Origin of the sequence: Bradyrhizobium barranii subsp. apii, assembly GCF_011516635.5 — a bacterium.
In the GTDB taxonomy this organism is placed as follows: Bacteria; Pseudomonadota; Alphaproteobacteria; order Rhizobiales; family Xanthobacteraceae; genus Bradyrhizobium; species Bradyrhizobium barranii.
In genome coordinates this window covers 9,630,284-9,653,270 of the sequence record NZ_CP096255.1, presented here as the reverse complement: position 1 = coordinate 9,653,270, position 22,987 = coordinate 9,630,284, and the positions used below count along the sequence as shown (strand labels likewise).

Sequence of the window (22,987 nt, the reverse complement as noted above, 5' to 3'; positions counted from 1 at the left end):
CTCGTCAGGCCGGGGTGATGGTGACCGGCAGGCTGTCGAGCCCGCGCAGCGTGTTGTTGAAGCGGCGTTTCGGCTCGCACGTGATCTCGATCTTCGCGATACGCCGCGCCAGCGCCGTCAGCATCACTTCGCCTTCGAGGCGCGCGACGAGCTGGCCGACGCACATGTGGATGCCGGAGCCGAAACCGACATGGCCGGACGAGCGGCGCGTGATGTCGTAGCTGTCGGGCTTGTCCCAGCGGCGCGGATCGCGATTGGCGGCGGCAAGGAACATCAGCACCTTCTCACCTTCGCCGATCGTCGCGCCTGACAGCTCGACCTCACGTGTGGTGGTGCGGAAGAAGGTCTGCACCGGGCTTTCGAAACGAACCGCTTCCTCGAAGGCGCTACGCGCGAGCGTGAGATCGCCGCGCAGGCGCTGCCATTGCTCGGGGAAGCGCGCGAGGCAATAGACGGCCGCGCCGATGCCGTTGACAGTGGTGTCGAGACCAGCCGACAGCAGCGAGCGCACCAGCAGCGGCGCTTCGGTGGCCGTGATCGCGCCCTCGTCGACCTGGGCATGAATGCAGGCGCCGAAGCCGCCGGGCGCAAGGTTCTCGCGCTGGCACTGCTCGGCAACATAGGCTTGATGGGGCGTCGAACGCGCAATCGCCTCCCGGCGCAGCTCGTTGGGCGGCCCGAATGCGTTGAACACGACGCTCGCGTAGGGAATCAGATGCTCGCGCCCCTCGGATTTCAGCCCGAGCGCATCCGGGAAGATCGAGAGCGGATAGGCCTCCGCGAGGTCGGCGATCGCGTCGAAGCTGCGCCTTTCGATCAGCGCGTCCACCCGCTTCTCGGCCGCCGCGGAAAAGCGGTCGCGCACCTGCTTCATCACGGTCGGCGACAGCACCTTTGAGAGCACGGCGCGGGTCCGCGTATGCGCGGGCGGATCGGCCTCGAGGATCAGGCTCGGCGGCCGCCACGGCGTCTCCTTCTTGAAATCGGAGAGGCCGACGCCGCGGCTGGAGCAGAACGTCGCGGGATCGTTCAGGACGGCATGGACCTCGGCATAGCGTGCCACGCCATAGACGTTCCACTTGTCGAGATAGACGACCGGACCTGCCTCCCGCAGCAGCTCGTGCGTGGGATAGGGGTCGGCGAAAAAATTCATGTCGAAGGGATCGACGTCGAGATGCGGGACGCCTGATACGGCGGAGCCAGGTGCGCTCATTGAAGTCGTCCCTCATTTTGATCTTGTGAAAGGGCCGCGCTTGCCCTTAGGTCTTCGGACACGCCGCGAGACAAAAGACCGATATGCCGCCGTCTTCGACCAGAGCCCGCCAAAGGCCCGCACCCGCTGAAACCGGGCCGACGCTCGATCTCGATCGTTATGTCCCGGCTTTCATCACCTTCATCGCCAACAAGCTCTCGAACAGCGCCACCGCGTTCTACCAACGCGAGTTTGGCGTCAACGTCATGGAATGGCGGATCATGTCGCTGCTGGCGATCGAGCCCGGTATTCCCGCCTCGCGCATCTGCCACGTCATCGGTTTTGACAAGGGGCCGGTGAGCCGGACGCTTGCCGGCCTCGAGAAGCGCGGACTGGTCTCGATTCGAACCGACCCGAACGATGGCCGCACCCATTCGATCTCGCTGACAGCGAAGGGCCGCGCCACCCATGACAAGGTGATCGTCGCGGCGTTCGATCGCGAGCGGCGGCTGCTGTCCTGCCTGAGCAAGGACGAGCGCGAGGTGCTGATCGATCTGCTGCGCCGGCTGCACGAAAATCTCGGCGCAGTGACCGGCAGCAGCACCACCTGACGCGCGCGTGAAGCGCGCGGCATCGCCGCCTTCAGGCATACGCCGGCATTTGCCCGCGGCACCCTCTCTGCCGAGCATCGTTTCCTCCAGGATCAGGCGCAGCGGTTCCCCCGCCGTCATCCTTGTCTGGAACGGTTCGCACAAATTAGTTGCTTAAGCAACAAAAGAATCATGCAGGATATTGCGGCAGAATGGCTGGCGTATTTTGCGAGCTGCTCGACCCATCCCCGTCATTGCGAGCGCAGCGAAGCAATCCAGAGCCCCACCGGGGAAAGATTCTGGATTGCTTCGCTGCGCTCGCAATGACGATATGGACAGAGCGTGGCCTCACTCCGACTTGATCTGCCCGTGGCTACAGACCGATCCACTCACCCGACGCATCATCATTCACCCGCGCCACCGCATCGGCACGCCGCGTCAGCACGGCGCGCTGGTTGATGTAACCCTTGTCGGTGATCTCGCCGCCGTCGACCGATGGCGGCTCGGCGAGCAGCAGCGCGCGTGTGGCGTGGCCCGAGGAGTTGGCACCCTGCTGTTTCAGCTTCGCCAGGCCCTGCGTGATCGCAGTCCTGACCTTGTCATGCGCGAGCACATCGTTCACGCCTGCCGTCTCGGGCAAGCCGGCATGGGCACGGCAAGCAGCCATGTTCGGGAAGACCAGGAAGCGCACCTCGTCGCCGCCATGGCCGGTAACGACGATGTCCTGCGCCAGCGGCGCGAGTGCCGCGATGCCGGCGACGCGCAGCGTGCCGACACTGACCCAGGTGCCGGAGTTGAGCTTGAAGTCTTCCGCAACACGACCATCGAAGAACAATCCGCGCTCAGGCCGTTCCGCATCGGCAAGCTTCACGGCATCGCCAATGAGATAGAAGCCCTCGTCATCGAAAGCCTGCTTCGTCAGCTTCGGCGCCTTCCAGTAACCCGGCGTGACATTGGGGCCGCGCACCCGCACCTCGAGCTTGTCGCCGGACGTGACGAGCTTCAGTTCCGTCCCGGGAATGGGCACGCCGATATTGCCCGAGCGCTCCGCGAGAAAATGACAATCGGTCGCGAGCGGTGACGTCTCGGTCGAGCCCCAGGCCGACACCATCGGCAGCGGACGACCAACAGTCTCCACCGAAAGCTGTTCGAGCGCGTCCCAGAGGTTCTGCGGCAGCGCGGCGCCGGCATAGAAGGCGAATTTCACCTCGCCGAAGAAGCGGCGGCGCAGCTCCTCGTCGCCGCGCAGCGCTGCGATCAGCATGTCGAAACCGCGCGGCACGTTGAAATAGACCGTCGGCATCACGCTTTTCAGATTGGCGAGTGACGTTGCGAAGAGACCGGGCGCGGGCTTGCCGCCGTCGATATAGAGCGACCCGCCGTTGCGCAGCACGAGATTGAAATTGTGGTTGGCGCCGAACGTGTGGCTCCAGGGGAGCCAATCGAGAATGACGAGATCGCTGGCAGCCTGCTCCAGGAACGTCCAAGTTTGCGCCTTGGCCTGCTGGCTCGAGGTCAGCATGCGCTGGGTGTTGATGACGGCTTTCGGCGTGCCGGTCGAGCCCGAGGTGAACAGGAATTTTGCGATCGTGTCCGGTGTCACCGCGGCGAAGGCTTTTGCGACGTCGGGGCTTTCGGGCGTTGCCGCGATGTCACGGAAGGCCAGCGCATCGGCATCGCCGGCATTGCCACTGATGATCTGCGCCTTGTGCAGCGGCTCGATCGCGGCCAGCGCCGCGGCAAACGGCTTTGTCGCCGAGACATAGATCGCGCCCGGCTGAAGCAGCGAAATCATGCTCTTGAGCTTGTCGAAATCTTTCGACATCAGCGAATAGGCCGGCGAGATCGCGGCCGAGGGAACGCCGACATGCTGGGCGGCCAGCGCAAGCAACGCGTGATCGATGCTGTTGTCGGAGAGGATGACGACGGGACGCTCGGCGCTGAGCTCTTGCGCCAAAATCCAGCTCGCCGCTGCGCGTACCCGCCGCAGGGCGCCCGCGTAGGTCATGGTGGCCCAGGGCGTGTCGGCGCTGTCGCGCTCGGCGAGGAAGATCGCATCAGGCGTCTGCCGCGCCCATTGCTCCAGCCAGTCGCCGATGCAGCGCGCGCTGTCGCGCAAGGGGTCTGGCGAGCGCAGCACGATGCTGCCGTCGGGGCGATGCTCGGCGACGGTCTTGGGCGTTGCGAACAGGCTCGAAGCGTCACCGCGTGCGGCGGTTGTCATGGTTTCCTCCTCGCCCGTATCAGGGATCGGCTACAGCCTCGTTCCGGGCAGCTTTGGCCATATTGTTGGGCACGACAATTGTTGTCGTCAACAACAATCTTCCGTAGAGGCCTTCGGGGCGCTAAGGTTGCACGGCAGGAGAGATCACGTGACAGCCAGCGCAGCCCGAGCCGACGCCCGCCCCTCCCCACGCAAACGTGCCGGCAACGGCGCGGCGCGGCCGAACGACGCGGACGAGATCGGCCTCGACGCACTGGTCGGGCACGCCGGTTATGCAGTGCGGCGCTTCCAGATCTGGATCTTTCAGGACTTCATCAAGACGCTCGGCGAGGTCGACATCAAGCCGACGCAGTATTCCGTGCTGACGGTCATCGGCGCCAATCCGGGCCTGTCGCAGATGGCGGTGGCGAAGCGTCTTGGCATCGAGCGCGCCCGGCTGGTGCATCTGCTCGACAGCCTCGAACAGCGCAAGCTGGTGAAGCGGGTCAAGTCGAAGGCGGACCGCCGCTCCCATGCGCTGCACCTCACCGCACCGGGGGAGACGGCGCTTGCCAAATTCAAGCGCCTCGCCGCCGAGCACGAGCGGCATGTCGTGGAGAAGATCGGCAAGGAGAACCGGGAGCGGCTGCTCCAGATCCTTGCCGGCTTCACCTGATCGGCGCCGCCCAATATTTACGCAAATGCCCGTATCAGGGCGCTGGCACGACGGCCCATCAGTCCTCGAAATATCCGACAAGCCACTGATCCCTCGATAATATCCGAGACATTGCGCCTGCCCGGATTGTGTACACAATGGCACATCGCTTGCTTCAATCCGGGTACGACCTGTTGCCGGAGTTTTGTCACCATGGGGGCTGAGCAGCCTGAAACGATCGCCGCGATTGTGGCCGCGCATCGCGCGGGCACGATCACGCCTGCGCAGACCGTCGCGCGAACCTATCATCGCATCCGCGATCACAACGATCCCGCAATCTTCATCAGCCTGCGCGACGAGAAGGACGCGATCGCGGAAGCCGAGAAGCTTGCCGCAAGGGATGCCACCAGCCTGCCGCTCTACGGCGTGCCGGTCGCGGTGAAGGACAATATCGACGCGCTGGGATTTCCGACCACCGCGGCCTGCCCGGCCTTCTCGTATACGCCGACGCGTGATTCGACCGCGGTGGAACGCCTGCGCGCGGCCGGCGCGATCATCATCGGCAAGACCAATCTCGACCAGTTCGCAACCGGCCTCGTCGGCGTGCGTTCGCCTTATGGCATCCCCAAGAATTCGATCCGCGAAGATCTCATTCCCTGCGGCTCGAGCTCTGGCTCGGCGGTCGCGGTGGGTGCCGGACTGGTGCCGCTGTCGCTGGGCACGGACACCGCCGGCAGCGGCCGGGTGCCGGCGATGCTCAACAACATCGTCGGGCTGAAGCCGAGCCTCGGCATGATCTCGACTGCTGGCCTGGTGCCGGCGTGCCGCACGCTCGACTGCATCTCGGTGTTCGCATTGACCGTCGACGACGCCGCGCTGGCGCTCTCCGTGATGGCGGGGCCGGACCAGGCCGACCCGTTCTCGCGCGACCGGCCGCTGGGCGCGATCACGCCGTTCTCCGCGAATTTGCGCCTCGGCGTGCCGCGCAACGGACAGCTGATCTTCTTCGGCGACAGGAAGGCGGAAGCCGCTTACGGCGATGCGCTGAAGCGCTGGACCGCGCTCGGCGCTAAGCTGGTCGAGTTCGACCTCGAGCCGTTCTACGAGACGGCGCGGCTGCTCTATGAGGGGCCGTGGGTCGCCGAGCGTTATCTCGTGATCAAGGATCTGCTGGCGTCCGCGCCTGATTCGATTCACCCGGTGACGCGCGAGATCACCGCGGCCGGCGCGCGGCTGACCGCTGCGGAAACCTTCTCTGCGCTCTACCGTTTGCAGGGCCTGCGCAAGGTTGCCGAGCGGACGTTTGCCAATATCGACGCGCTGGTGCTGCCGACCGCGCCGACCGCGTATACGACACTGCAGGTGCTGGCCAATCCGATCGAGCTCAACAGCCGGCTCGGCACCTACACCAATTTCGTCAACCTGCTCGATCTCTGTGGTCTTGCGGTGCCTGCATCGATGCGCGCGGATGGCATTCCGTTCGGCATCACGCTGCTCGCGCCTGCGGGGCGCGATGCGCTGCTTGCGAGCATCGGCCGTGTATTCCATGCGGATACGAAACTGACCGTTGGAGCGAAGGGCGTTGCGCAGGCACCGCTGGCGCCGCTTGCCGCAAGCGGCAACGACGAGATTCCGATCGCGGTCGTCGGCGCGCATCTCTCCGGTATGGCGCTGAACGGCGAATTGACGGCGCTCAACGGAAAGCTGATCGAAGCGACCAGGACCGCGCCCGACTACAAGCTCTACGCACTCAAGACCACGCCCTCGAAGCCGGGTATGCTGCGCGTCGAGGCTGGCACGGGCGCGTCGATCGAGCTGGAGATCTGGTCGCTGTCGTCGTCGGCATTCGGCAAGTTCGTGAATGCGATTCCGGCACCGATGGCAATCGGCACAATCAGGCTTGCGGACGGCCGCAGCGTGAAAGGGTTTCTCGTCGAGCCGGAGGTGCTGGGCGAGGCGCGAGACATCACGGCGTATGGCGGCTGGCGGAAGTTTATGGCGGAAGCTGCGAAGGCGTAGCTGCCGTAGGGTGGGCAAAGCGTAGCGTGCCCACCAACAGGATTAGTTAGGATAGATGGTGGGCACGGCGCTTTGCGCCTTTGCCCACCCTACGGTACCGCGTTTGCCGCCCTAAACCGACACCGCGTAAATCTCATATTCCCCACGCACCAGCTCGATATGCGCGCGCATGGCGGCGGCGGCGCCCTGCTTGTCGCCGCGCATGATCGCGACGACGACGCGGTCGTGCTCGGCTTGCGACTTTGCCAATCGGCCGAGGTTGCGGAACTGGGCGCGGCGGAACGGTTGCACGCGGACGCGCGTCGCCAGCGTGATCTCGGCGATGTAGCCGTTCTGCGATCCCGCATAGATCGCGTTGTGGAAGCGCTCGTTGACCTCGTGGAAACGATCGGGATTGCCGGCGTAGCTGAGCACGCGCAGCTCTTCATGGATGGCTTCGAGACCGTGGCGCTCGGCCGCCGACATGCGCTCGGCGGCAAGGCCGGCGCACAGCGCTTCGAGCTCCGCCATGGCCTCGAACATGCTCTTGAGACGCTCGACCGAGGGCTGCGCCACCACCGCGCCACGATGGGCGCGCGATTCGACGAGGCCGCTCGCCACCAGCTGGCGCAGCGCCTCGCGGACCGGCGTGCGCGAGACGCTGAAGCGCCGCGCGATGTCGGTTTCATCAAGCGGCGCGCCGGGGGCCAGGGTTCCGCGTACGATCTCGTCGGCGAGTTGAAGCCGCAGTTCCTCGGCGCGCGTGATCTTGTGCACGCTGGGCTGCGCCCGGTCGACGCGCGGCACCACCGGCTCGGCCGGCAATGTTCCGGGCGGAAGATCGTCAAGCGTCATACGATCAGGTCTCTTTCGACTCGTCGATGATGCTGACATGGGCGGCGACGACGCGCCAGCCCTCCGGGAAGCGAATCCAGGTCTGCATCTGCCGGCCGACCTTGCCGGGAGCCGTGTCGCGATAGAACAGGGTGGAGGCCACGGCCGTGTCACGGCCATAGCTGGTGATCACGGTTTTCGCGGTGCGGCGGTTCAGGCCGACCGGCGAGCGGCCAGCGCGGAAGCCGGAGATCGCCTCATAGCCGTACAGGTTCTCGCCGATGCCGTAGCGCAGCGTGCGGGGATCGTTGCGAAAGAGTTCGCCGAGCACGGCGACGTCGTTGGTGACGAGAGCCTGCTCATAGCGCTCGAATGCGGCCTTCACTTCCGCGATCACCTCGGGGAGATCGATCTCCATTTTAAATCCTCTCAAAGTCCCCTCGGCGACGGCGCGGATACCACGCCCATCTTCTCCAATGCGTGCGCGACGCGCAGCGCGATGTCCTCGCGCCAGGGCGCGGCGATGATCTGCACGCCGATCGGCAGCGGCTCGAGCGGCACCGGCACGGCGACCACCGGCAACCCGATGAACGAGATCGGTTGGGTGTGGATGCCGATATTGGCGCGAACCGGCAACTCGACGCCGTCGAGCGTGAAATTCACCTGGCCAAGCTTCGGCGCGGTGCAGGGCGTGGCCGGTGCAATCAGCACGTCGACGGATTTGAAGATCTCGGCGAGCTGCGCGCGATACCAGCGGCGGAATTTCTGCGCGCGGTCGACCAGCGGCGCCGGCACCATCGCGCCGGCAATCAGCCGGTCGCGCACGGCGGGATCGAAATCGTTCGGACGCTTGCGCAGGCGATCCAGATGCAGCGAGGCGCCTTCGGTGGTGGTGATGACATAGGCCGCCGCGCGGGCGCGCGAGGCTTCGGGCACGTCAACGATCTTCGTCGCGCCGAGCGCCTTGGCGATGCGGCTCACCGCTTCGACGGCCTCGGGAAACACGTTCTTCTGAAAGTGCCCGCCGGCAATCGCGATGCGCAGGTCCGACACCGGATTGGCGAGCAGCGGCAGCGTCGGCTCCAGACCGCGCGTGGTGCAGGCAGCATCATCCGCATCCGGTCCCTGCATCGCGTCATAGGCGAGCGCGAGATCGGTCGCCGAGCGCGCGAACGGGCCGAGATGATCGAGGCTCGCGACGAACGGGAACGAGCGCGCCCGCGACAGCCGGCCATAGGTCGGCTTCAAGCCAAAGATGCCGCAAAACGAGGACGGCACGCGGATCGAGCCGTTGGTGTCCGAGCCGAGCGCGATCGGCACCAGCGCGCCGCCGACGGCGCTGCCGGAACCACCGGACGAGCCGCCGGTCATCCGGGTCGTGTCATGCGGATTGCGCGAGGGACCGTCATGGACGTTCTCGCCGGTGAAGTCGTAGGCGTATTCGCCCATGTTGAGCGCGCCGACGAGCACGGCACCTGCGGCTTCCATCCGCTCGATCAGCGTGGCGTCGCGCTTGGCAGGCGCGAGGTCGCGGTTGATCTTCGAGCCGGCGCGTGTCGGAAGCCCCGCGACGTCAAACAGGTTCTTCACCGCGAAGGGAACGCCGGCGAGTGGGCCAACCTCCTTGCCGGCAGCAATGTCGGCGTCGATCGCACGCGCTTTCGCACGGGCGCGATCGGCGGTGACGTCGGTGAAGGAATTGAGGACGCCATCGTGCTGCTTGATGCGCGCAAGCGCTGCTTCGGTGGCATCGAGTGCCGACATCTTGCCGCCGGCCACAGCCTTGGCGATGTCCGCAGCCGTCATCTCTGGCTTGGCGGTCATGGCGGGGTCAGACCGTGAAGATCGGCGCCGGCTCGGTCTCGTCCGGCAGCGCGAATTCGTCGACCAGTCGGCCAAGCCGCAGCGAGACTTCGAGATTGGCGCGCACCGCCGGCCTCCAGGCCTCCTCGACCGGCAGCGCCAGCGCTTTCGATACGGCGTCGATATAATCGTCCAGCGGCTCGGCCATCACGCTCCCAAACAATCTCTCAGTGAACCGGCAACGGCGGATGCGGGATCGCCGTCAACAGCTCCTTGGTATAGTCGTCCTGCGGATCGCTGAGGACTTTTTCGGAAGAGCCCTCTTCGACGATTCGACCTGTCCGCATGACAATGACACGATCGCACAACAAGCGCACTACGTTCAAATCATGCGAGACGAACAGATAACTCATACCTAAGCGCGCTTTCAGGTCCTGAAGCAGATTGAGGACCACGGCCTGCACCGAGACGTCCAGCGCCGCGGTCGGCTCGTCCAGGATGACGAGTTTTGGATGCAGCGCGATGGCGCGCGCGATGCCTACGCGGGCCTTCTGCCCGCCGGACAGCTGGTGCGGAAACCGATCCAGCAGATTGTGCGGCAGGCCGACCATGGTCGCCAGCTCCTCGCAGCGCGTTCGCAGCGCATCGCGGCCCCTGATGTCGCCGAGCTGCATGATGGGGTCGGCGATGGCGCGGGCGGCGGTGAAACGCGGGTTGAGGCTGTCGGTCGGGTCCTGGAACACCATCTGGATGCGGCTGCGCTGCGGCAGCCGGGCGAAGGAGGCAGGCGCGATGGCGCCGATGTCCTCGCCGTCGAACTGGATCAGGCCCGAGGTCTGGTCGAGCAGACGCATGACCATCATCGACGTGGTCGATTTGCCGCAGCCGGACTCACCGACCAGGCCGACGCTCTCGCCATGACCGATGGAGAGGCTGATGCCGTCGACGGCGCGGAAGACGTCCGGCTCCACAGGAGGCTTCCGGCCGAACAGTTTTCCGAGCGTCGCCGTGGCGCCCTGGCGGGGGTATTCCTTGACGAGCTTTTCGATGAGGAGGAGAGGCTTTTGGCTCTCCGTGCCTGCTGCGGCGGTCGGGGCGGATGCTGGGCTCGCGGCCGCGGCGGCCGCGCCCTCCTCCTCCGGCAACAGATCCCGCAAGCTCACCCCGAGCCGCGGCGTCGCGCGCATCAGCTTCTTCGTATAGGGGTGCTGCGGGTTGGCAAAAATGTCGGCGGCCTTGGCGGTCTCGACGACGCGGCCCTTTTCCATCACGACGACGCGGTCGCAATAGGCAGCCGCAAGGCCGAGGTCGTGGGTGATCAGGATGGTCGACATCGCCTTGCGCTTGGTCAGCTCGACGATCAGGTCCATCACCGCCTTCTGGGTGGTGACATCGAGGCCGGTGGTCGGCTCGTCCGCGATCAGGAGCTGCGGATTGCAGGCGAGCGCGAGCGCGATGACGACGCGCTGGCACATGCCGCCGGACAGTTCGAACGGATAGGCGTGGTAGCGCTCGCGCGGGCGGGCGATCTTGACCTGCTCCAGCGCCTCGATCGCCTTTTCGCCGTGGTCAGCAACCTGCGCCTGCTGCACATGGGTGCGCAGCACGTCCTCGATCTGATCACCGACCTTGCGGATCGGATTCAGCGCGGCGCGCGGGTTCTGGAAGATCATCGAGACTTCGCGACCGCGCAGGTCGCGCATCTGGTCTTCGGTGGCGGCCTTCACGTCGATGCCGGAAAACATCACCGAGCCCTCGGCGATCCGCCCGGCGCGATCGAGGATGCGCATCACTGCATAGGACGTCACCGACTTGCCCGAGCCGGACTCGCCGACGATGGCGAGCGTCTCGCCCTTGGCAACGGAGATGTTGACGTGCTGCACGGCTTTGACGATGCCGCGGCGGGTGGTGAATTCGACCGTGAGATCCTGGACGTCGAGCAGGGGCTGGACGGTCATGAGGGCCTCCCGATCAAAAATGTCGAAAACAACCCCATGCACAGTAGAACGGGGTTGGAATCATTGGGGAATTTCGGCGGGAAATTTGCGTGTGAGGCGGGCACCGGCCTCTCGCTCCCTCCCCCCTTGCGGGGGAGGGTTGGGGAGAGGGGTGGCCCCGGGAGAGGTCGGAGTTCGTGGCTACCCCTCTCCCTGCCCCTCCCCCGCAAGGGGGGAGGGAATGAGAGAGCAGTGGCCACCTCACTTGTTAGCTTGGCGCTCCGCTGCTCGCACTCAAGGCCAACAATCATCACGTCCTCCGCTGGGGGTCGACGATGTCGCGGAGGCCGTCGCCGAGGAGGTTGAAGCAGAACACGGCGATCATCAGAGCGAGGCCCGGGAATAGCGCGATCCACCATTCGCCCGACACCATGAAGCCCGCGCCTTCCGCGACCATGATGCCCCATTCGGCGGTCGGCGGGCGGACGCCGAGGCCGATGAAGGAGAGGCCCGCGGCGTTGAGGATGGCGTAGCCCATGGTCAGCGACATCTGCACGCTCATGATCGGCATGATGTTCGGCAAGATGTGCACCAGCAGGATGCGGAATTCGCCGTTGCCGGACAGGCGCGCGGCCTGAACGAAGCCGGCATTGCGGCGGACATTGGCTTCGGCGCGCGCGACGCGGGCATAGAGCGGGAAGTTCACGATGGCCGTGGCCAAGATGATGTTCTGCACGGTGTTGCCAAGCGCGGCAACGATGCCCATCGCCAGCACGAACAGCGGGAACGCCATGATGGTGTCGGCGATACGGCCGACGATGCGATCGGTCCAGCCGCCGAAATAGCCGGCCGCGATGCCGGCGAGGCCGCCCATCAGGAACACCAGCACGACGGAGGCGACGGCGATGAACGTATCGAGCCGCGTCGCCACGATGACGCGGCTGAAGATGTCGCGGCCGAGCTGGTCGGTGCCGAACCAATGCGCCATCGACGGCGGCTTCAGCGCCGCGGCGGTATCGGAAGCGAGTGGATCATACGGCACCACATAGGGGCCGAAGATCGCCGCGATGAGGATCACGATGAGCAGCGCGAAGGCGAAACCCGTGACCTTGTTCTCGCCGAGAACGTAGCGGGTCTGTTCGAGGATCGCGACGAGCCCTGATGTCCGCGCGGGACCGACGGGTTCAACAGCAGGCGCAACGGAGCTCATGATTTAGCCCTCCAACCTGACACGCGGATCGATCACGCCGTAGAGAATGTCGATCACGAGATTGAGCAGCACGTACTTGACCGCCATGGTCAGCACAAAACCTTGTACCGGCGCGAAGTCGGACGAGATCAGCGCTTCCACCGCGTAGGAGCCGATGCCGGGCCAGGCGAACACTTTTTCCACCAGCACGTTGGCCCCTAACAGGAACGAGAACACCATGCTGAGCGTGGTGATCACGGGCAGCATCGCATTGCGAAACGCGTAGGTGATGATGACCGTTGCCGGCGACAGGCCGCTGGCGCGCGCGGTGCGGACGAACTCCGACGACAACACCGCCAGCATCGAGGCACGCGTCATGCGCGCGATCGGCGCCAGCGAGAAGATCGCGAGCGTCGTCGCCGGCAAAATGAGCTGGCTCAGCGCGGAGCGGAACGCCTCGAAGTCGCGCGCGATCAGGGTGTCGATCAGATAGAAGCCGGTCACCGTCGGCGGCGCGCTGTAGAACACATCGAGGCGGCCGAGCGGCGCGGGTGACCAGCCGAGCCTGAAGTAGAAGACATAGACCAGCACCAGGCCGGTGAAGAACACGGGTAACGACACGCCGGCCGTCGTCGTGACACGGCAGAGGTGGTCGACCCATGATCCTGGTCGTGTCGCCGCGAGCACGCCGAGCGGAATGGCGATCACGACAGAGACGATGAGGCCGAGCAGCGTCAGCTCGGCGGAAGCCGGCAGGCGGTTGCGGATCTCGGCCGCGACCGGCTGTCCCGTGGTGAGCGAGTTGCCGAAATCGCCATGGGCGAGGTCGTTGGTGTAGCGGAAGAACTGCTCGATCAGCGGCTTGTCGAGGCCGAGTTTCTTGCGGATCTGCTCAACGGCTTCCTTGGTCGCTGCGGGACCGGCGAAGTACGCGGCGGGATCACCGGGCAACGCGCGCGTCAGCAGGAAGGTGACGATGACGACCCCGATCAGCGAGGGAATCGCGAACATCAGGTGCTTGCCGATCATGGTCAGCATGGGAGCGCTCTCCTTCTGCTTGGCAATTGTGAGCAGGCTTGCTCCGCTGCGTTCCCTCCCCCCTTGCGGGGGAGGGCTAGGGAGAGGGGTAGCCCCGGGAGAGGTCGGAGTTCGTGGCTACCCCTCTCCCCGACCCTCCCCCGCAAGGGGGGAGGGAATGAGAGGGCGGTGGCCACCTTACTCGAGTCCGGAAGACCACCACATGCGGATGCGTCGCCGACGATCAGCATGACGGCTCACCCCTTCACCAGCGCGCGGTAATCCAGCCTCCGGTGGAACCAGTATTGGTAGCCGCTGATGTTCTTCTGCATCGCGACGTTGACGAAGGGCTGGTACAGCGGGATGCGCGGGATGTCGGTGTAGGCGAGATCGACAAAACCCTTCACGTCGGTGTCGTAGGTCGCGGTGTCGCCGGTGGCGGCGGCGGTGCGCGCGCCGTCGATCAGCTTGTCCATCTCCGCCGACTTGTAGCTCATGGTGTTGAAGACGGAATTGTTGCCGTGATAGCACCAGTAGAAGAAGTACTCGGGGTAATCGAGCCAGCCCGAGAACACGTTGGTGAAGAGCGGCATCTCCTTCTTGTTCAGCTCGGTGCGCCAGTTGGCGCCGGGCACCTTGTTGATGGTCGTCTTGATGCCGATCTGCGCGAGTGACTCCTGCACCAGCACGCAGAGCGGCTCGTTGACGCCGGCAAAATTCAAGTCGAACGAGATCGTGGTCTCGAAGCCGTTGGCGAGGCCCGCCTCCGCCATCAGCGCTTTCGCCTTCTCGATGTCGGTGTTGTATTTGTGCGGCTGCGGCCAGGCGACTTCGGTCGGCTTGTCCTTCGGCGCGCCGAACATCGGGTTGGCGAGGCCAAACATCACCGCGTCCATGATCTTCTGATAGGGCAGCGCGTAGGCGACCGCCTGACGCACCTTGGGATTGTCGAAGGGCGGCTTGGTGACGTTCATGCCGATGTACTGGATGCCGTTGGAGAACGGCAGCGACACGACGTTGAGCTTGCCGTTCGCCTTCATCTCCTGAAAATCCTTGTTGGGCAGCTCGTAGGAGATGTCGGCGTCGCCGCGCTCCAGCAGCGCGCGGCGGTTGCCGGCCTGCGGCACCATGCGCCAGATCACGCGCTTGATCTTCGGCAGGGGACCGCAGACCCAATCCTCGTTGCGCTCCATGATGACTTCGGTGCCGGCGGTCCACTTCGTCACCTTGTAGGCGCCGGAGCCCGCGGTCTGCTGCTTGGTGAATTCGAGACCCCAGGGGTCCTTCTCACTGGCGTTCTTCTTCACCAGCTCGGAGTTGACGATGCAGGGCACGATGACCGCGAGATCGGGGATCGTGAGCTTGTCCTTCTTCAAGAAATCGACGCGAACAGTGTAGTCGTCGATCACGACGAACTGCTCTGGCTTGGTGAGAGAGCCAGCGCTCATCTGGAAGGTCGGGAAGCCGCCGACGCTGACGGCGCGGTCGAGCGACCACTTGACGTCCTTGGCGGTGACGGGCGTGCCGTCGTGGAATTTGGCGTTCTTGCGCAGCTTGAAGGTGACCGACATGTCGTCGATCTTCATCTCCTCGGCGAGCTCGCCCTTGAACTTGTCGCGGTCGTAATAGGGCACGCCGCCGGGGCCGGTCTTCATCTCGTGGCTGATCAGGCGGTCGTAGCAATTCCAGGACACTTCGTAGCCGGGCACGTTGGTGCCGACGCCGTGGATGTCGAGATTGTTCGGGCCACCTTCCGAGACGATCAACAACGTCTCCGAGCGCGCATCGGCGTAGGCGGTGGAGACGACCTGTGGGATCGCCGGAAGCGCCGCGCCTGCGGCCAATCCGGACACGGACTTGAGAAAATCGCGGCGCTTCATGGAAAATGCTCCAACGCAAAGTTTCTGGTTGGAACAGGGATTCGCAAGGTTCGTGCCAGCGCTTAACGACGCCTTAATTTCCACATAAGATACTGATTCTGAATAATCTTTTTGATATTTCGGCGATTGATCGCGCTTTGATCAAGCCGATCAATTGCATACAAAGATGCGATTCTGCTCTAAAAATAAGCTGAAAGATTGAGCGCTGCCGGATTGAGCAGGACGTCGCGGCGCCCACTTCGCAGATGGCCAGGCGGGTTCAGCCCGCCCAGATCAGATCCTGCAACTCGACGAGATCGTTCGCCCTGTCCTGCCAGCCCTCGATACAGACGTGGCTATTGAGGTCACTGGCGCGGTGCAGCAGCATCAGCGCCATCAGCCGGCGCTTGAGCGCATAGTCCGGCTTTGCATAGCCAAAGCCCTCGAGCAGACTGCGCACCCTCCCCGGCCGGCCCGCCGCCATGAAGGCGCCGGGGCCGAGCAGATCGTAGTCGCGCCATCCCGTCAGCACGTCGCCGAAGTCGAACAGGCCGGCGAGCGACCATTGATCGTCGTGGCAGGCGAGCAGGAAGTTCTGGGGGATATATTCGCCGACCAGGATCACCGGCGGCGCATCCATCGGAATCAGCTCGGCCGCGTCGCGCAGGAGATCGTCGAGGCCTTCGAGGAATTTCGGTGCAAGGCCGAGGCGCGAGTGCCGCGCCTTGCAGCCCCGCATCTGCGCGCACATGAACTCGTCCCAGTGCGGCTGGATTTGCGCGAGCGGTCCGAGCGGCGCGCGCTGCACGGCGGCGATGGTCTCGCCGATCTGGCGCAGCAGGCGTTCCTTCTGGTCTTCCGCAAGCTGCGGCCAGACCTCCGAGCCGAGCGTGCCGGCAAGGCGCGTCATGACGAGATAAGGCCAGCCATCACGCTCCCCTTCCGCGACGATCTCGGGGATCGGCAGATGAAGACGGCCGGCAAGCTGCATCAGCGATCCGCGCTCGGAGACGAACTGTGCGCGCAAGTGCGGCGGGAAGATTTTCAGGATCAGCTTGTCGCCGAGGCCGACGACGAGATTGGTGCCTGTTACGAACACATGCGGCGCGCTGACATCGAGACCGTGGCTGCGCGCGATGTCGAGCGCGATCGGCAGCCATCGAGACGAATCGGAGCGGAAGGCGCGAAAGGCTTCAGCGTCGGCGAATTGAGGAAGTGTCATCGACATCACGAGCTTAATCATTTGAGTCCGTCATGCCCGGGCTTGTCCCGGGCATCCACGTTCTTCGTGCTGCGGCCAAGGCGTGGATGGCCGGGACAAGCCCGGCCATGACGACGTGGAAGGGTCTCGCGCTCCAACCAACGCCAAGCTTCCCATCGCTAACGGTCCGGGCTGGCGCGCTCGAACTGGCGCAGCAGCTTGTTGCCGCGCTCGACCGCGGCATCGAGCGCGGCCTGTGCGCCCTTCTGGCCGGTAAAGGCCTGCTCCAGCTCGTCCTCGATTGCGCCGCGGATCAGCACGAAGGAGCCGAGCCGGATGCCCTTCGAGTTCTCCGTCGGCTGATGCAGCGTGATCTCCTCGAACGAGATCGCGGAGCCCGGATTGCGCTCGTAAAAGCCCTGCGCGCGCGTCAGCTCGAAGGCGGCGCGGGTGATCGGCAGATAACCGGTGTTCTGGTGCCAGGCGGCTTGCACGCCGGGCTGCGACAGATAGGCGAAGAACCGTGCCACGCCCTTGTATTCCGCGCGCGGGCGGTCGCGCAGCACCCACAGCGTGGCACCGCCGATGATCGAGTTCTGCGGCGCGTTCTTCACATCGGGCCAGTACGGCATCATGCCGTAGCCGATGTCGAACTTCGAATTCGCCTTGATGTCGGCCCGCGTCGCCGAGGAGCCGATGAAGATGCCGCATTCGCCCTTCTGGAAGCGCGGCTCGGCCAACTGCCCGCGGCCGCCGTAGTCGAACACCTTGTCCTTCTGCCACTCGGCGAGCTGGGCGATGTGTTGCACGACGACCGGGTTGTTGATGGTCAGCTCGGCATCCAGCCCCGCAAAGCCATTGGTCCGTGTCGCGAGCGGCAGATTGTGGAAGGCGGAGAAATTCTCGATGTGGATCCAGGACGGCCAGGAGGTGGTGAAGCCGCACACAGCGCCGCGCTCGCGCAGGCGTTTTGCGGCAAGCCCAAGCTCGGGCCATGTCTTCGGCGGCGTCTCCGGATCGAGGCCCGCGTCGCGGAACATGGTCTTGTTGTAATAGAGGATCGGCGTCGAGGAATTGAACGGGAAGGACAACAGATTGCCGGCCGCATCGGTGTAATAGCCGGAGACTGCGGGAAGGTAATCGCCCAGCGAGAACGGCTCGTTCATGTCCCGCATCATGGTGAACACGGGATAGATCGCGCCCTTGGCCGCGGTCATGGTGGCGGTCGCGACCTCGTTGACCTGGACGATCGCCGGCTGGCTGCGCGAGCGGAAGGCGAAGATCGCCGCCGTCACCGTCTCGGTGTAGTTGCCCTTGTAAGCAGGCACGATGCGGTAATCGGACTGCGAGGCGTTGAAGTCGGCGGCGAGCTTCTCGAGCTGCCGGCCAAGCTCGCCGGACATGGCGTGCCACAGCGCGATGTCGGTGGCGGCGCGCGCCTGAAGAGGCATTGCGAGGACGATGAAAGCGGCGACGATCCGCAAAAGACTCGATGCTGAAATCACGATGGCTCTTCCCGTGTCGCGCGGCAAAAGGCGACCATACCTGCTTAAGGCGCGGCATTTCCTGTTTCAACCGGGAATGAACGGCGGCCGCGCCGCACAATCGCGCCGCCGGGTGCGGCGGGATGGCCTTCCCTCAACCATCTGCTAGATTGCGTTGAACCTTTTGGCTTCGCCATAGACTCCACCACTGAGGGGTTGAGTGTGCCAGTGCTGAACCGTGCCGAACTCTCGCGGACCGGGTTGATCTTCGTCGCGCTTCTGCTCGCGGTCTGCGCGACGAGCGCAGCTGCGCGCGAATTCCGCGCCGCCGACACCCAGGCCGAGGATTACCCGACCGTCCAGGCGCTGCGCTACATTGGGCGCGCTGATTGCCGAGCGCACCGGCGGCCGGCACGAGATCAAGGTGTTCCACTCCCGTCAGCTCGGCGAAGAGAAGGAGACCATCGAGCAGACCAGGGTCGGCGCGATCGACCTCAACCGGACCAATGTGGCGCTGATCGGCAACTTCGTCCCGGCGATGAACGTGCTCGCCATGCCGTTCCTGTTCCGGTCCATCGAGCACATGCAGAAGGTGCTGGACGGGCCGATCGGCAGCGAGATCCTCGGCAGTTTCGAGCCCTACGGCTTCGTCGGGCTCGCCTTCTACGATTCCGGCGCGCGGTCGATCTACAACGGTGTCCGTCCGATACGGAGTGTCGCCGACCTCAGGGGATTGCGGATCCGGGTGCAGCAGTCGGAGTTGATGAGCGAGATGATTCGCTCGCTCGGCGCCGAGCCGGTGGAGATGCCCTACGGGCAGGTGCTCACCGGGCTTGCCAACCATCTGATCGACGGCGCCGAAAACAACTGGCCATCTTTCGTGACGACAGACCATTACAAACAGGCCGGCCACCTCGCGCTCACCGAGCACACGATGAGCCCGGAAGTGCTGGTGATCTCGCTGAAGGCCTGGAAAAGCCTGTCGGCGGACGACCAGCAGATATTCCGCGAGGCCGCGGCTCGCTCCAGCCGGTTCATGCGCGAGAAGTGGCGCGACCTCGAGGAGCAGTCGCAGCACAAGGCTGAAGCCGCCGGCATCACCGTCGCCAGGGATATCGACCGCAAGCCGTTCGAGGACGCGATGGCTGCGATCTATGCCAAGGCGGGGCGCGATCCCGCCGCGGCCGCGCTGATCGAACGCATTCGCAAGGTGGAGTGAGCCGCTTGGCTGCACTTGGACACAGCGAGCACGCAGACAGGCCGCCCGGCCCGCTCGGGCGGCTGCGCGCACGCCTGGTCGGGATGCTCCGCGCGGTGCCGATCCGCTGGCGCATCCTGTCGATCGCGGCGCTGAACTCGGCCGTGGTCGTGGTGCTGGTGGGGCTGATCTGGAACGGCACGCAGGTGCTGGGCTCGGCCTGGGGCGACGTCCGCCAGGTGCGCGAGTCCGACCGCATCCTGGCGCTGCTCGAGAGCGAGACCGGGCGCCTGCACAATCTGATCCACCGCTACATCAACCAGCCGAGCCCGGACCTGTTTGCCGAGATCCTGCTGCTGCGCGAGGCGGTGCTGGGCACGCTCACCGACCGTGCCGCCAAGGACCCGATGCTGTCGGGCTCAGTCGAGGAGCTGGAGCGCACCACCGACCGCTTCCTCAACGGCTTCGGCGAACTGCGCGGCGTGCAGGCGACCATCGCCAAGACCTATGAGGAGCAGGTGCAGGGCCCGGCCCGGGACATGGCCGGGCTCTATTCCATCATCGAAGGTGCCACCGGTCATCGCGACGCCCTGATCTGGCCCTCGCTCGGCAAGTCCCGCGAGGCCTTCACCGCGATGCTGGTGGCCGCCAACTCCTACTATCTGTCGCTCTCGCCGGGCGCCGCCGACGACGCGCGCCGCAACACCGAGACGATCGAGAAGACCATTCCGGTCATGATCGATCTCGCCGACAACGACCTGCAGCGCATGGCGCTGCAACGGCTCGGGACCCGCACCATGGCGCTGCGCGAGGGTTTCGCCAAACTCTCCGAGCAGCTGACGAGCCGCACCGAATTGCTGCGCAACACCATCGACGCCAGCCAGGCCGAGGCGATCGGCGCCATCGACGACCTCTCCACCAAGATGCGCCAGCGCGAGCAGAAGGCGCAGGAGACGTTTGATCGCACCCTCGCCGATATCTCGCGGCGGGTGCTGTCGATCGCGGTGATCTTCCTCGGCATCATCCTCACCGCCGGCGTGCTGATCGCGCTGTCGATCCGCCTGCCGCTGCAGCAGATCATGACCGCGATGCGCGCGATCACGCTCGGCGACCTCGACCGCGAAGTGCAGGGCACCAAGGCACGCGACGAGGTCGGCGCCATGGCGCGCGCCGTCGATGTGTTCCGCGAGAACGCGATCGCGAAACGCGAGACCGAGGACGAGCTGCGCGCGTCCAAGGAGAAGGCCGAGAGCGCGCTGCTCGAGCTCAACACCGCGCAGCAGAATTTGATCGACGCCGAACGGCTGGCGGCGCTCGGCGGCCTCGTCGCCGGCGTCGCGCACGAGGTCAACAACCCGATCGGCATCAGCCTGACCGTCGCTTCCAGCTTCGCCCGGCGCACCGAGATCTTCGAGGCCCAGCTCAAGGGCGACGGCGGCCTGCGGCGCTCGCAGCTGGAGGAGTTCGTGCAGTCCTCGCGCGACGCCTCGCAGCAGCTCGTCGCCAACCTCACCCGCGCCGGCGAGCTGATCCAGTCGTTCAAGCAGGTCGCGGTCGACCGCTCGCATGCCGAGCGGCGGCAGTTCTCACTCAGCGAAGCTACCGACCAGATCATCGCCAGCCTGCGTCCGGTCCTCAAGCGCTCGCCGATCACGCTCCAGGCCGACGTGCCCGAGGGGCTCCTGCTCGACGGCTATCCCGGCTCCTACGGCCAGATCCTGACCAACCTCTTCCTCAACGCCGCCAACCACGCCTTTGCCGACGGCCGCGCCGGCACCATCACGATCTCGGCGCGGCCGCGCGGGACCGACGACATCGAGATCATCTTCGCCGATGACGGGGCCGGCATGACCCCTGACGTGCAGCGCCAGGCCTTTGACCCATTCTTTACCACCCGGCGCAATGAAGGCGGTACGGGACTCGGCTTGCATATCGTCTATAACCTTGTCACCCAGCAGCTCGGCGGGCGCATGATGCTGGAATCCAAGCTGGGACAAGGCACTACTTTTCGCATTATCATGCCCCGGGTCGCCAAGGGCGGCGCGCAAAGCACAGAGACTGACGGGACTTCTCAATGGCCGAACAGGACGATGTCCTCCACCTGATCGACGATACCGGTACCGCACCGGAGGACCAGAACGCACGGAAGTGGAAGATCGCCGTCATCGACGACGATCCGGCCGTGCACGACGGCACCCGCTTCGCGCTGTCCGACTACAGCCTCAACGGCCAGGGGCTGGAGATCCTCTCCGCCCATTCCGCGGCGGAAGGTCGCAAGCTGATGGCCGCGCATGGCGATATCGCCGCCGTGCTGCTCGACGTCATCATGGAGACCGATGTCGCCGGCCTCGAGCTGGTCGAGTTCATCCGCAACGAGCTCAAGAACGAGACCGTACGTATCATCCTGCGCACGGGACAGCCTGGCCAGGCGCCGGAGCGGCGCGTGATCGTCCAGTACGACATCAACGACTACAAGGCCAAGACCGAGCTCACCGCCGACAAGCTGTTCACCTCGCTGACCGCGGCGCTGCGCTCCTATCAGCAGCTCGAGCGCATGGTGCAGACCCGGCGCGGGCTCGAGATCATCATCGACGCCGCCTCGACGCTGTACGACTTCAAGTCGATGCAGCGGCTCGCCGAGGGCGTGCTGACCCAGCTCGCCTCGCTGCTCAATGTCGATTGCGCCGGCATACTGGTGCTGCGCGACAATGGCGGCGTGGACCCCGAGCTCTCCGTGCTCGCCGGCAGCGGCTGCTACAGCCGCTTCATCGGCACGACCTCGTCGAAGGCGCTCGACCCCGATCTGCGGACGATGGTGGAAGCCGCGTTCCAGGGCCGCAAGAACGAATTCGCCGACCACCGCAGCGTGATCTATCTGCGGACCGGCTCCGGCCGCGAGGTGGTGGTGCTGCTGCAGGCCGAGCGCGAGCTGTCCGAGACCGACCGCTCGCTGGTCGAGATCTTCTCCAGCCGGCTCTCGATCGCCTTCGACAACGTCATCCTCTACCAGCAGCTCCAAGACGCCAACACGCAGCTCGAGGACCGCGTCGCCCAGCGTACCCGCGCGCTGATGCAGGCCAACCGCCGCCTCTCGGCGCAATGGCTGCGGCTGCAGCGCGCCAACGGCTTCAAGAACGAGATTCTCGGCACCGTCGCCCACGACCTCAAGAACCCGCTGGGCGTCATCCTCGGCCGCACCGAGATGCTGAAGGAGCTGATCTCGACCGGCGCCTCGTCCGACGGCGTGGTCGCCCAGGTCGATCACATCCGCGATGCCACGAAGCGCCTGACCACGATGGTCGATCATCTGATCTCCGACGCGATGGCCGATGCCTTCGACATCACCATCCGCCGCGAGCCGGTCGACGTCGCTGCGCTGGTGAAAGAGGTCGCCGATGCCAACCACCCGCTCGCGGTCAACAAGCAGCAGGCAATCAGCGTCACGGCGCCACCCAACATCGTCACCATGTGCGACACCGACCGCATCCGCGAGGCGATCGACAATCTGATCAGCAACGCCATCAAATACAGCCCGATCGGCGGCAAGATCATCGTCGCCGTCACCCATGAGGCCAGCGATACCGTCGTCCGCGTCAGCGACGAGGGCGCCGGCCTGTCGCCGGAGGATCTCGGCCGCCTGTTCGGCCGGTTCCAGCGGCTGTCGGCCAAACCGACCGCGGGCGAGAGCTCGACGGGGCTTGGGCTTTCCATCGTCAAGCGTATTATCGACATGCATGGCGGCGAGGTGACGGCCGAGAGCGACGGTCCCGGCACGGGATCGACCTTCACCATCACCCTGCCCGCGACCGAGTTGCCGTGATTCGAGT

At 65.2% G+C, this 22,987-nt stretch carries 17 protein-coding genes and 1 pseudogene; 6 read left to right on the top strand and 12 right to left on the bottom strand.

The genetic code is table 11. From position 1 onward, the window contains the following. Positions 1 to 4: 4 nt before the first annotated feature. A complete protein-coding gene (locus tag HAP41_RS45910) occupies positions 5 to 1,213 on the bottom strand; it encodes a cytochrome P450 (RefSeq protein WP_166070186.1) in 1,209 nt (402 codons plus the stop codon). 83 nt (positions 1,214 to 1,296) lie between these two features. On the opposite strand from HAP41_RS45910, the gene HAP41_RS45905 reads away from it, so the two are divergent. After that, entirely contained in the window at positions 1,297 to 1,803 is a 507-nt protein-coding gene (locus HAP41_RS45905; RefSeq protein WP_166070191.1) for a MarR family winged helix-turn-helix transcriptional regulator, read from the top strand. Positions 1,804 to 2,155: 352 nt separating this feature from the next. Here the strand turns inward: HAP41_RS45905 and HAP41_RS45900 are convergent, their stop codons facing one another. Continuing rightward, positions 2,156 to 4,006, bottom strand: coding sequence for a feruloyl-CoA synthase (locus HAP41_RS45900; RefSeq protein WP_166070221.1), 1,851 nt, complete (start codon positions 4,004 to 4,006; stop codon positions 2,156 to 2,158). Positions 4,007 to 4,154: 148 nt separating this feature from the next. Between HAP41_RS45900 and HAP41_RS45895 the strand changes: the two genes are divergently transcribed. Together HAP41_RS45895 and atzF are read left to right on the top strand one after the other, a co-directional pair. Then, the gene (locus tag HAP41_RS45895) at positions 4,155 to 4,661 is read left to right on the top strand and encodes a MarR family winged helix-turn-helix transcriptional regulator (protein WP_166070234.1); all 507 of its coding nucleotides are present in this window, start codon (positions 4,155 to 4,157) and stop codon (positions 4,659 to 4,661) included. 192 nt (positions 4,662 to 4,853) lie between these two features. Then, entirely contained in the window at positions 4,854 to 6,659 is a 1,806-nt protein-coding gene (gene atzF, locus HAP41_RS45890; protein WP_166070295.1) for an allophanate hydrolase, read from the top strand. Between the two features lie 111 nt (positions 6,660 to 6,770). Here atzF and HAP41_RS45885 read toward each other — a convergent pair whose 3' ends face one another. The 10 genes from HAP41_RS45885 to ugpB form a co-directional block, all read right to left on the bottom strand. After that, positions 6,771 to 7,493 carry a GntR family transcriptional regulator gene (locus HAP41_RS45885; RefSeq protein ID WP_014491242.1) on the bottom strand — a complete coding sequence of 241 codons (723 nt, stop codon included), beginning with the start codon at positions 7,491 to 7,493 and terminating at the stop codon, positions 6,771 to 6,773. A gap of 4 nt (positions 7,494 to 7,497) precedes the next feature. Further along, positions 7,498 to 7,890 (bottom strand): oxalurate catabolism protein HpxZ, encoded by a 393-nt coding sequence (hpxZ, locus tag HAP41_RS45880; protein WP_166070373.1) that lies wholly within the window; start codon positions 7,888 to 7,890, stop codon positions 7,498 to 7,500. 11 nt (positions 7,891 to 7,901) lie between these two features. Next, positions 7,902 to 9,296, bottom strand: coding sequence for an AtzE family amidohydrolase (locus HAP41_RS45875; RefSeq protein WP_166070406.1), 1,395 nt, complete (start codon positions 9,294 to 9,296; stop codon positions 7,902 to 7,904). Between the two features lie 7 nt (positions 9,297 to 9,303). After that, complete coding sequence (locus tag HAP41_RS45870; protein ID WP_028148078.1) at positions 9,304 to 9,483, bottom strand: DUF4089 domain-containing protein; 180 nt, start codon at positions 9,481 to 9,483, stop codon at positions 9,304 to 9,306. A gap of 19 nt (positions 9,484 to 9,502) precedes the next feature. Beyond that, positions 9,503 to 11,233, bottom strand: coding sequence for a dipeptide ABC transporter ATP-binding protein (locus HAP41_RS45865; RefSeq protein WP_166070437.1), 1,731 nt, complete (start codon positions 11,231 to 11,233; stop codon positions 9,503 to 9,505). Between the two features lie 289 nt (positions 11,234 to 11,522). Then, entirely contained in the window at positions 11,523 to 12,422 is a 900-nt protein-coding gene (locus HAP41_RS45860; RefSeq protein ID WP_166070490.1) for an ABC transporter permease, read from the bottom strand. 3 nt (positions 12,423 to 12,425) lie between these two features. Continuing rightward, the gene (locus tag HAP41_RS45855) at positions 12,426 to 13,439 is read right to left on the bottom strand and encodes an ABC transporter permease (protein ID WP_166070493.1); all 1,014 of its coding nucleotides are present in this window, start codon (positions 13,437 to 13,439) and stop codon (positions 12,426 to 12,428) included. 236 nt (positions 13,440 to 13,675) lie between these two features. Further along, the gene (locus HAP41_RS45850; protein WP_166070544.1) at positions 13,676 to 15,298 is read right to left on the bottom strand and encodes an ABC transporter substrate-binding protein; all 1,623 of its coding nucleotides are present in this window, start codon (positions 15,296 to 15,298) and stop codon (positions 13,676 to 13,678) included. A 259-nt stretch (positions 15,299 to 15,557) separates the two neighbouring features. Next, positions 15,558 to 16,520, bottom strand: a complete 963-nt coding sequence (locus tag HAP41_RS45845) for an aminoglycoside phosphotransferase family protein (RefSeq protein ID WP_414643275.1) — start codon at positions 16,518 to 16,520, stop codon at positions 15,558 to 15,560. 137 nt (positions 16,521 to 16,657) lie between these two features. Further along, complete coding sequence (ugpB, locus tag HAP41_RS45840) at positions 16,658 to 17,929, bottom strand: sn-glycerol-3-phosphate ABC transporter substrate-binding protein UgpB (protein ID WP_248577256.1); 1,272 nt, start codon at positions 17,927 to 17,929, stop codon at positions 16,658 to 16,660. 255 nt (positions 17,930 to 18,184) lie between these two features. Between ugpB and HAP41_RS45835 the strand changes: the two are divergent. The 3 genes and pseudogenes from HAP41_RS45835 to HAP41_RS45825 all read left to right on the top strand — a co-directional run bounded on the left by HAP41_RS45835 (position 18,185) and on the right by HAP41_RS45825 (position 22,980). Further along, a pseudogene (locus HAP41_RS45835) lies at positions 18,185 to 19,181 on the top strand (TRAP transporter substrate-binding protein). A gap of 83 nt (positions 19,182 to 19,264) precedes the next feature. Further along, positions 19,265 to 21,265 carry a sensor histidine kinase gene (locus tag HAP41_RS45830; protein WP_224580972.1) on the top strand — a complete coding sequence of 667 codons (2,001 nt, stop codon included), beginning with the start codon at positions 19,265 to 19,267 and terminating at the stop codon, positions 21,263 to 21,265. After that, positions 21,235 to 22,980 carry an ATP-binding response regulator gene (locus HAP41_RS45825; RefSeq protein WP_166070568.1) on the top strand — a complete coding sequence of 582 codons (1,746 nt, stop codon included), beginning with the start codon at positions 21,235 to 21,237 and terminating at the stop codon, positions 22,978 to 22,980. Before HAP41_RS45830 ends, HAP41_RS45825 begins: the two co-directional genes overlap by 31 nt. The last annotated feature ends 7 nt before the right edge of the window (positions 22,981 to 22,987 follow it).

Coding starts and splice junctions, on each gene's coding strand:
- atzF (WP_166070295.1), top strand. CDS start 4,854: ATGGGGGCTGAGCAGCCTGAAACGATCGCCGCGATTGTGGCCGCGCAT.
- HAP41_RS45865 (WP_166070437.1), bottom strand. CDS start 11,233: ATGACCGTCCAGCCCCTGCTCGACGTCCAGGATCTCACGGTCGAATTC.
- HAP41_RS45860 (WP_166070490.1), bottom strand. CDS start 12,422: ATGAGCTCCGTTGCGCCTGCTGTTGAACCCGTCGGTCCCGCGCGGACA.
- HAP41_RS45905 (WP_166070191.1), top strand. CDS start 1,297: ATGCCGCCGTCTTCGACCAGAGCCCGCCAAAGGCCCGCACCCGCTGAA.
- HAP41_RS45900 (WP_166070221.1), bottom strand. CDS start 4,006: ATGACAACCGCCGCACGCGGTGACGCTTCGAGCCTGTTCGCAACGCCC.
- hpxZ (WP_166070373.1), bottom strand. CDS start 7,890: ATGGAGATCGATCTCCCCGAGGTGATCGCGGAAGTGAAGGCCGCATTC.
- HAP41_RS45870 (WP_028148078.1), bottom strand. CDS start 9,483: ATGGCCGAGCCGCTGGACGATTATATCGACGCCGTATCGAAAGCGCTG.
- ugpB (WP_248577256.1), bottom strand. CDS start 17,929: ATGCCTCTTCAGGCGCGCGCCGCCACCGACATCGCGCTGTGGCACGCC.
- HAP41_RS45850 (WP_166070544.1), bottom strand. CDS start 15,298: ATGAAGCGCCGCGATTTTCTCAAGTCCGTGTCCGGATTGGCCGCAGGC.
- HAP41_RS45910 (WP_166070186.1), bottom strand. CDS start 1,213: ATGAGCGCACCTGGCTCCGCCGTATCAGGCGTCCCGCATCTCGACGTC.
- HAP41_RS45825 (WP_166070568.1), top strand. CDS start 21,235: ATGGCCGAACAGGACGATGTCCTCCACCTGATCGACGATACCGGTACC.
- HAP41_RS45830 (WP_224580972.1), top strand. CDS start 19,265: ATGCTCCGCGCGGTGCCGATCCGCTGGCGCATCCTGTCGATCGCGGCG.
- HAP41_RS45875 (WP_166070406.1), bottom strand. CDS start 9,296: ATGACCGCCAAGCCAGAGATGACGGCTGCGGACATCGCCAAGGCTGTG.
- HAP41_RS45845 (WP_414643275.1), bottom strand. CDS start 16,520: ATGATTAAGCTCGTGATGTCGATGACACTTCCTCAATTCGCCGACGCT.
- HAP41_RS45855 (WP_166070493.1), bottom strand. CDS start 13,439: ATGCTGACCATGATCGGCAAGCACCTGATGTTCGCGATTCCCTCGCTG.
- HAP41_RS45885 (WP_014491242.1), bottom strand. CDS start 7,493: ATGACGCTTGACGATCTTCCGCCCGGAACATTGCCGGCCGAGCCGGTG.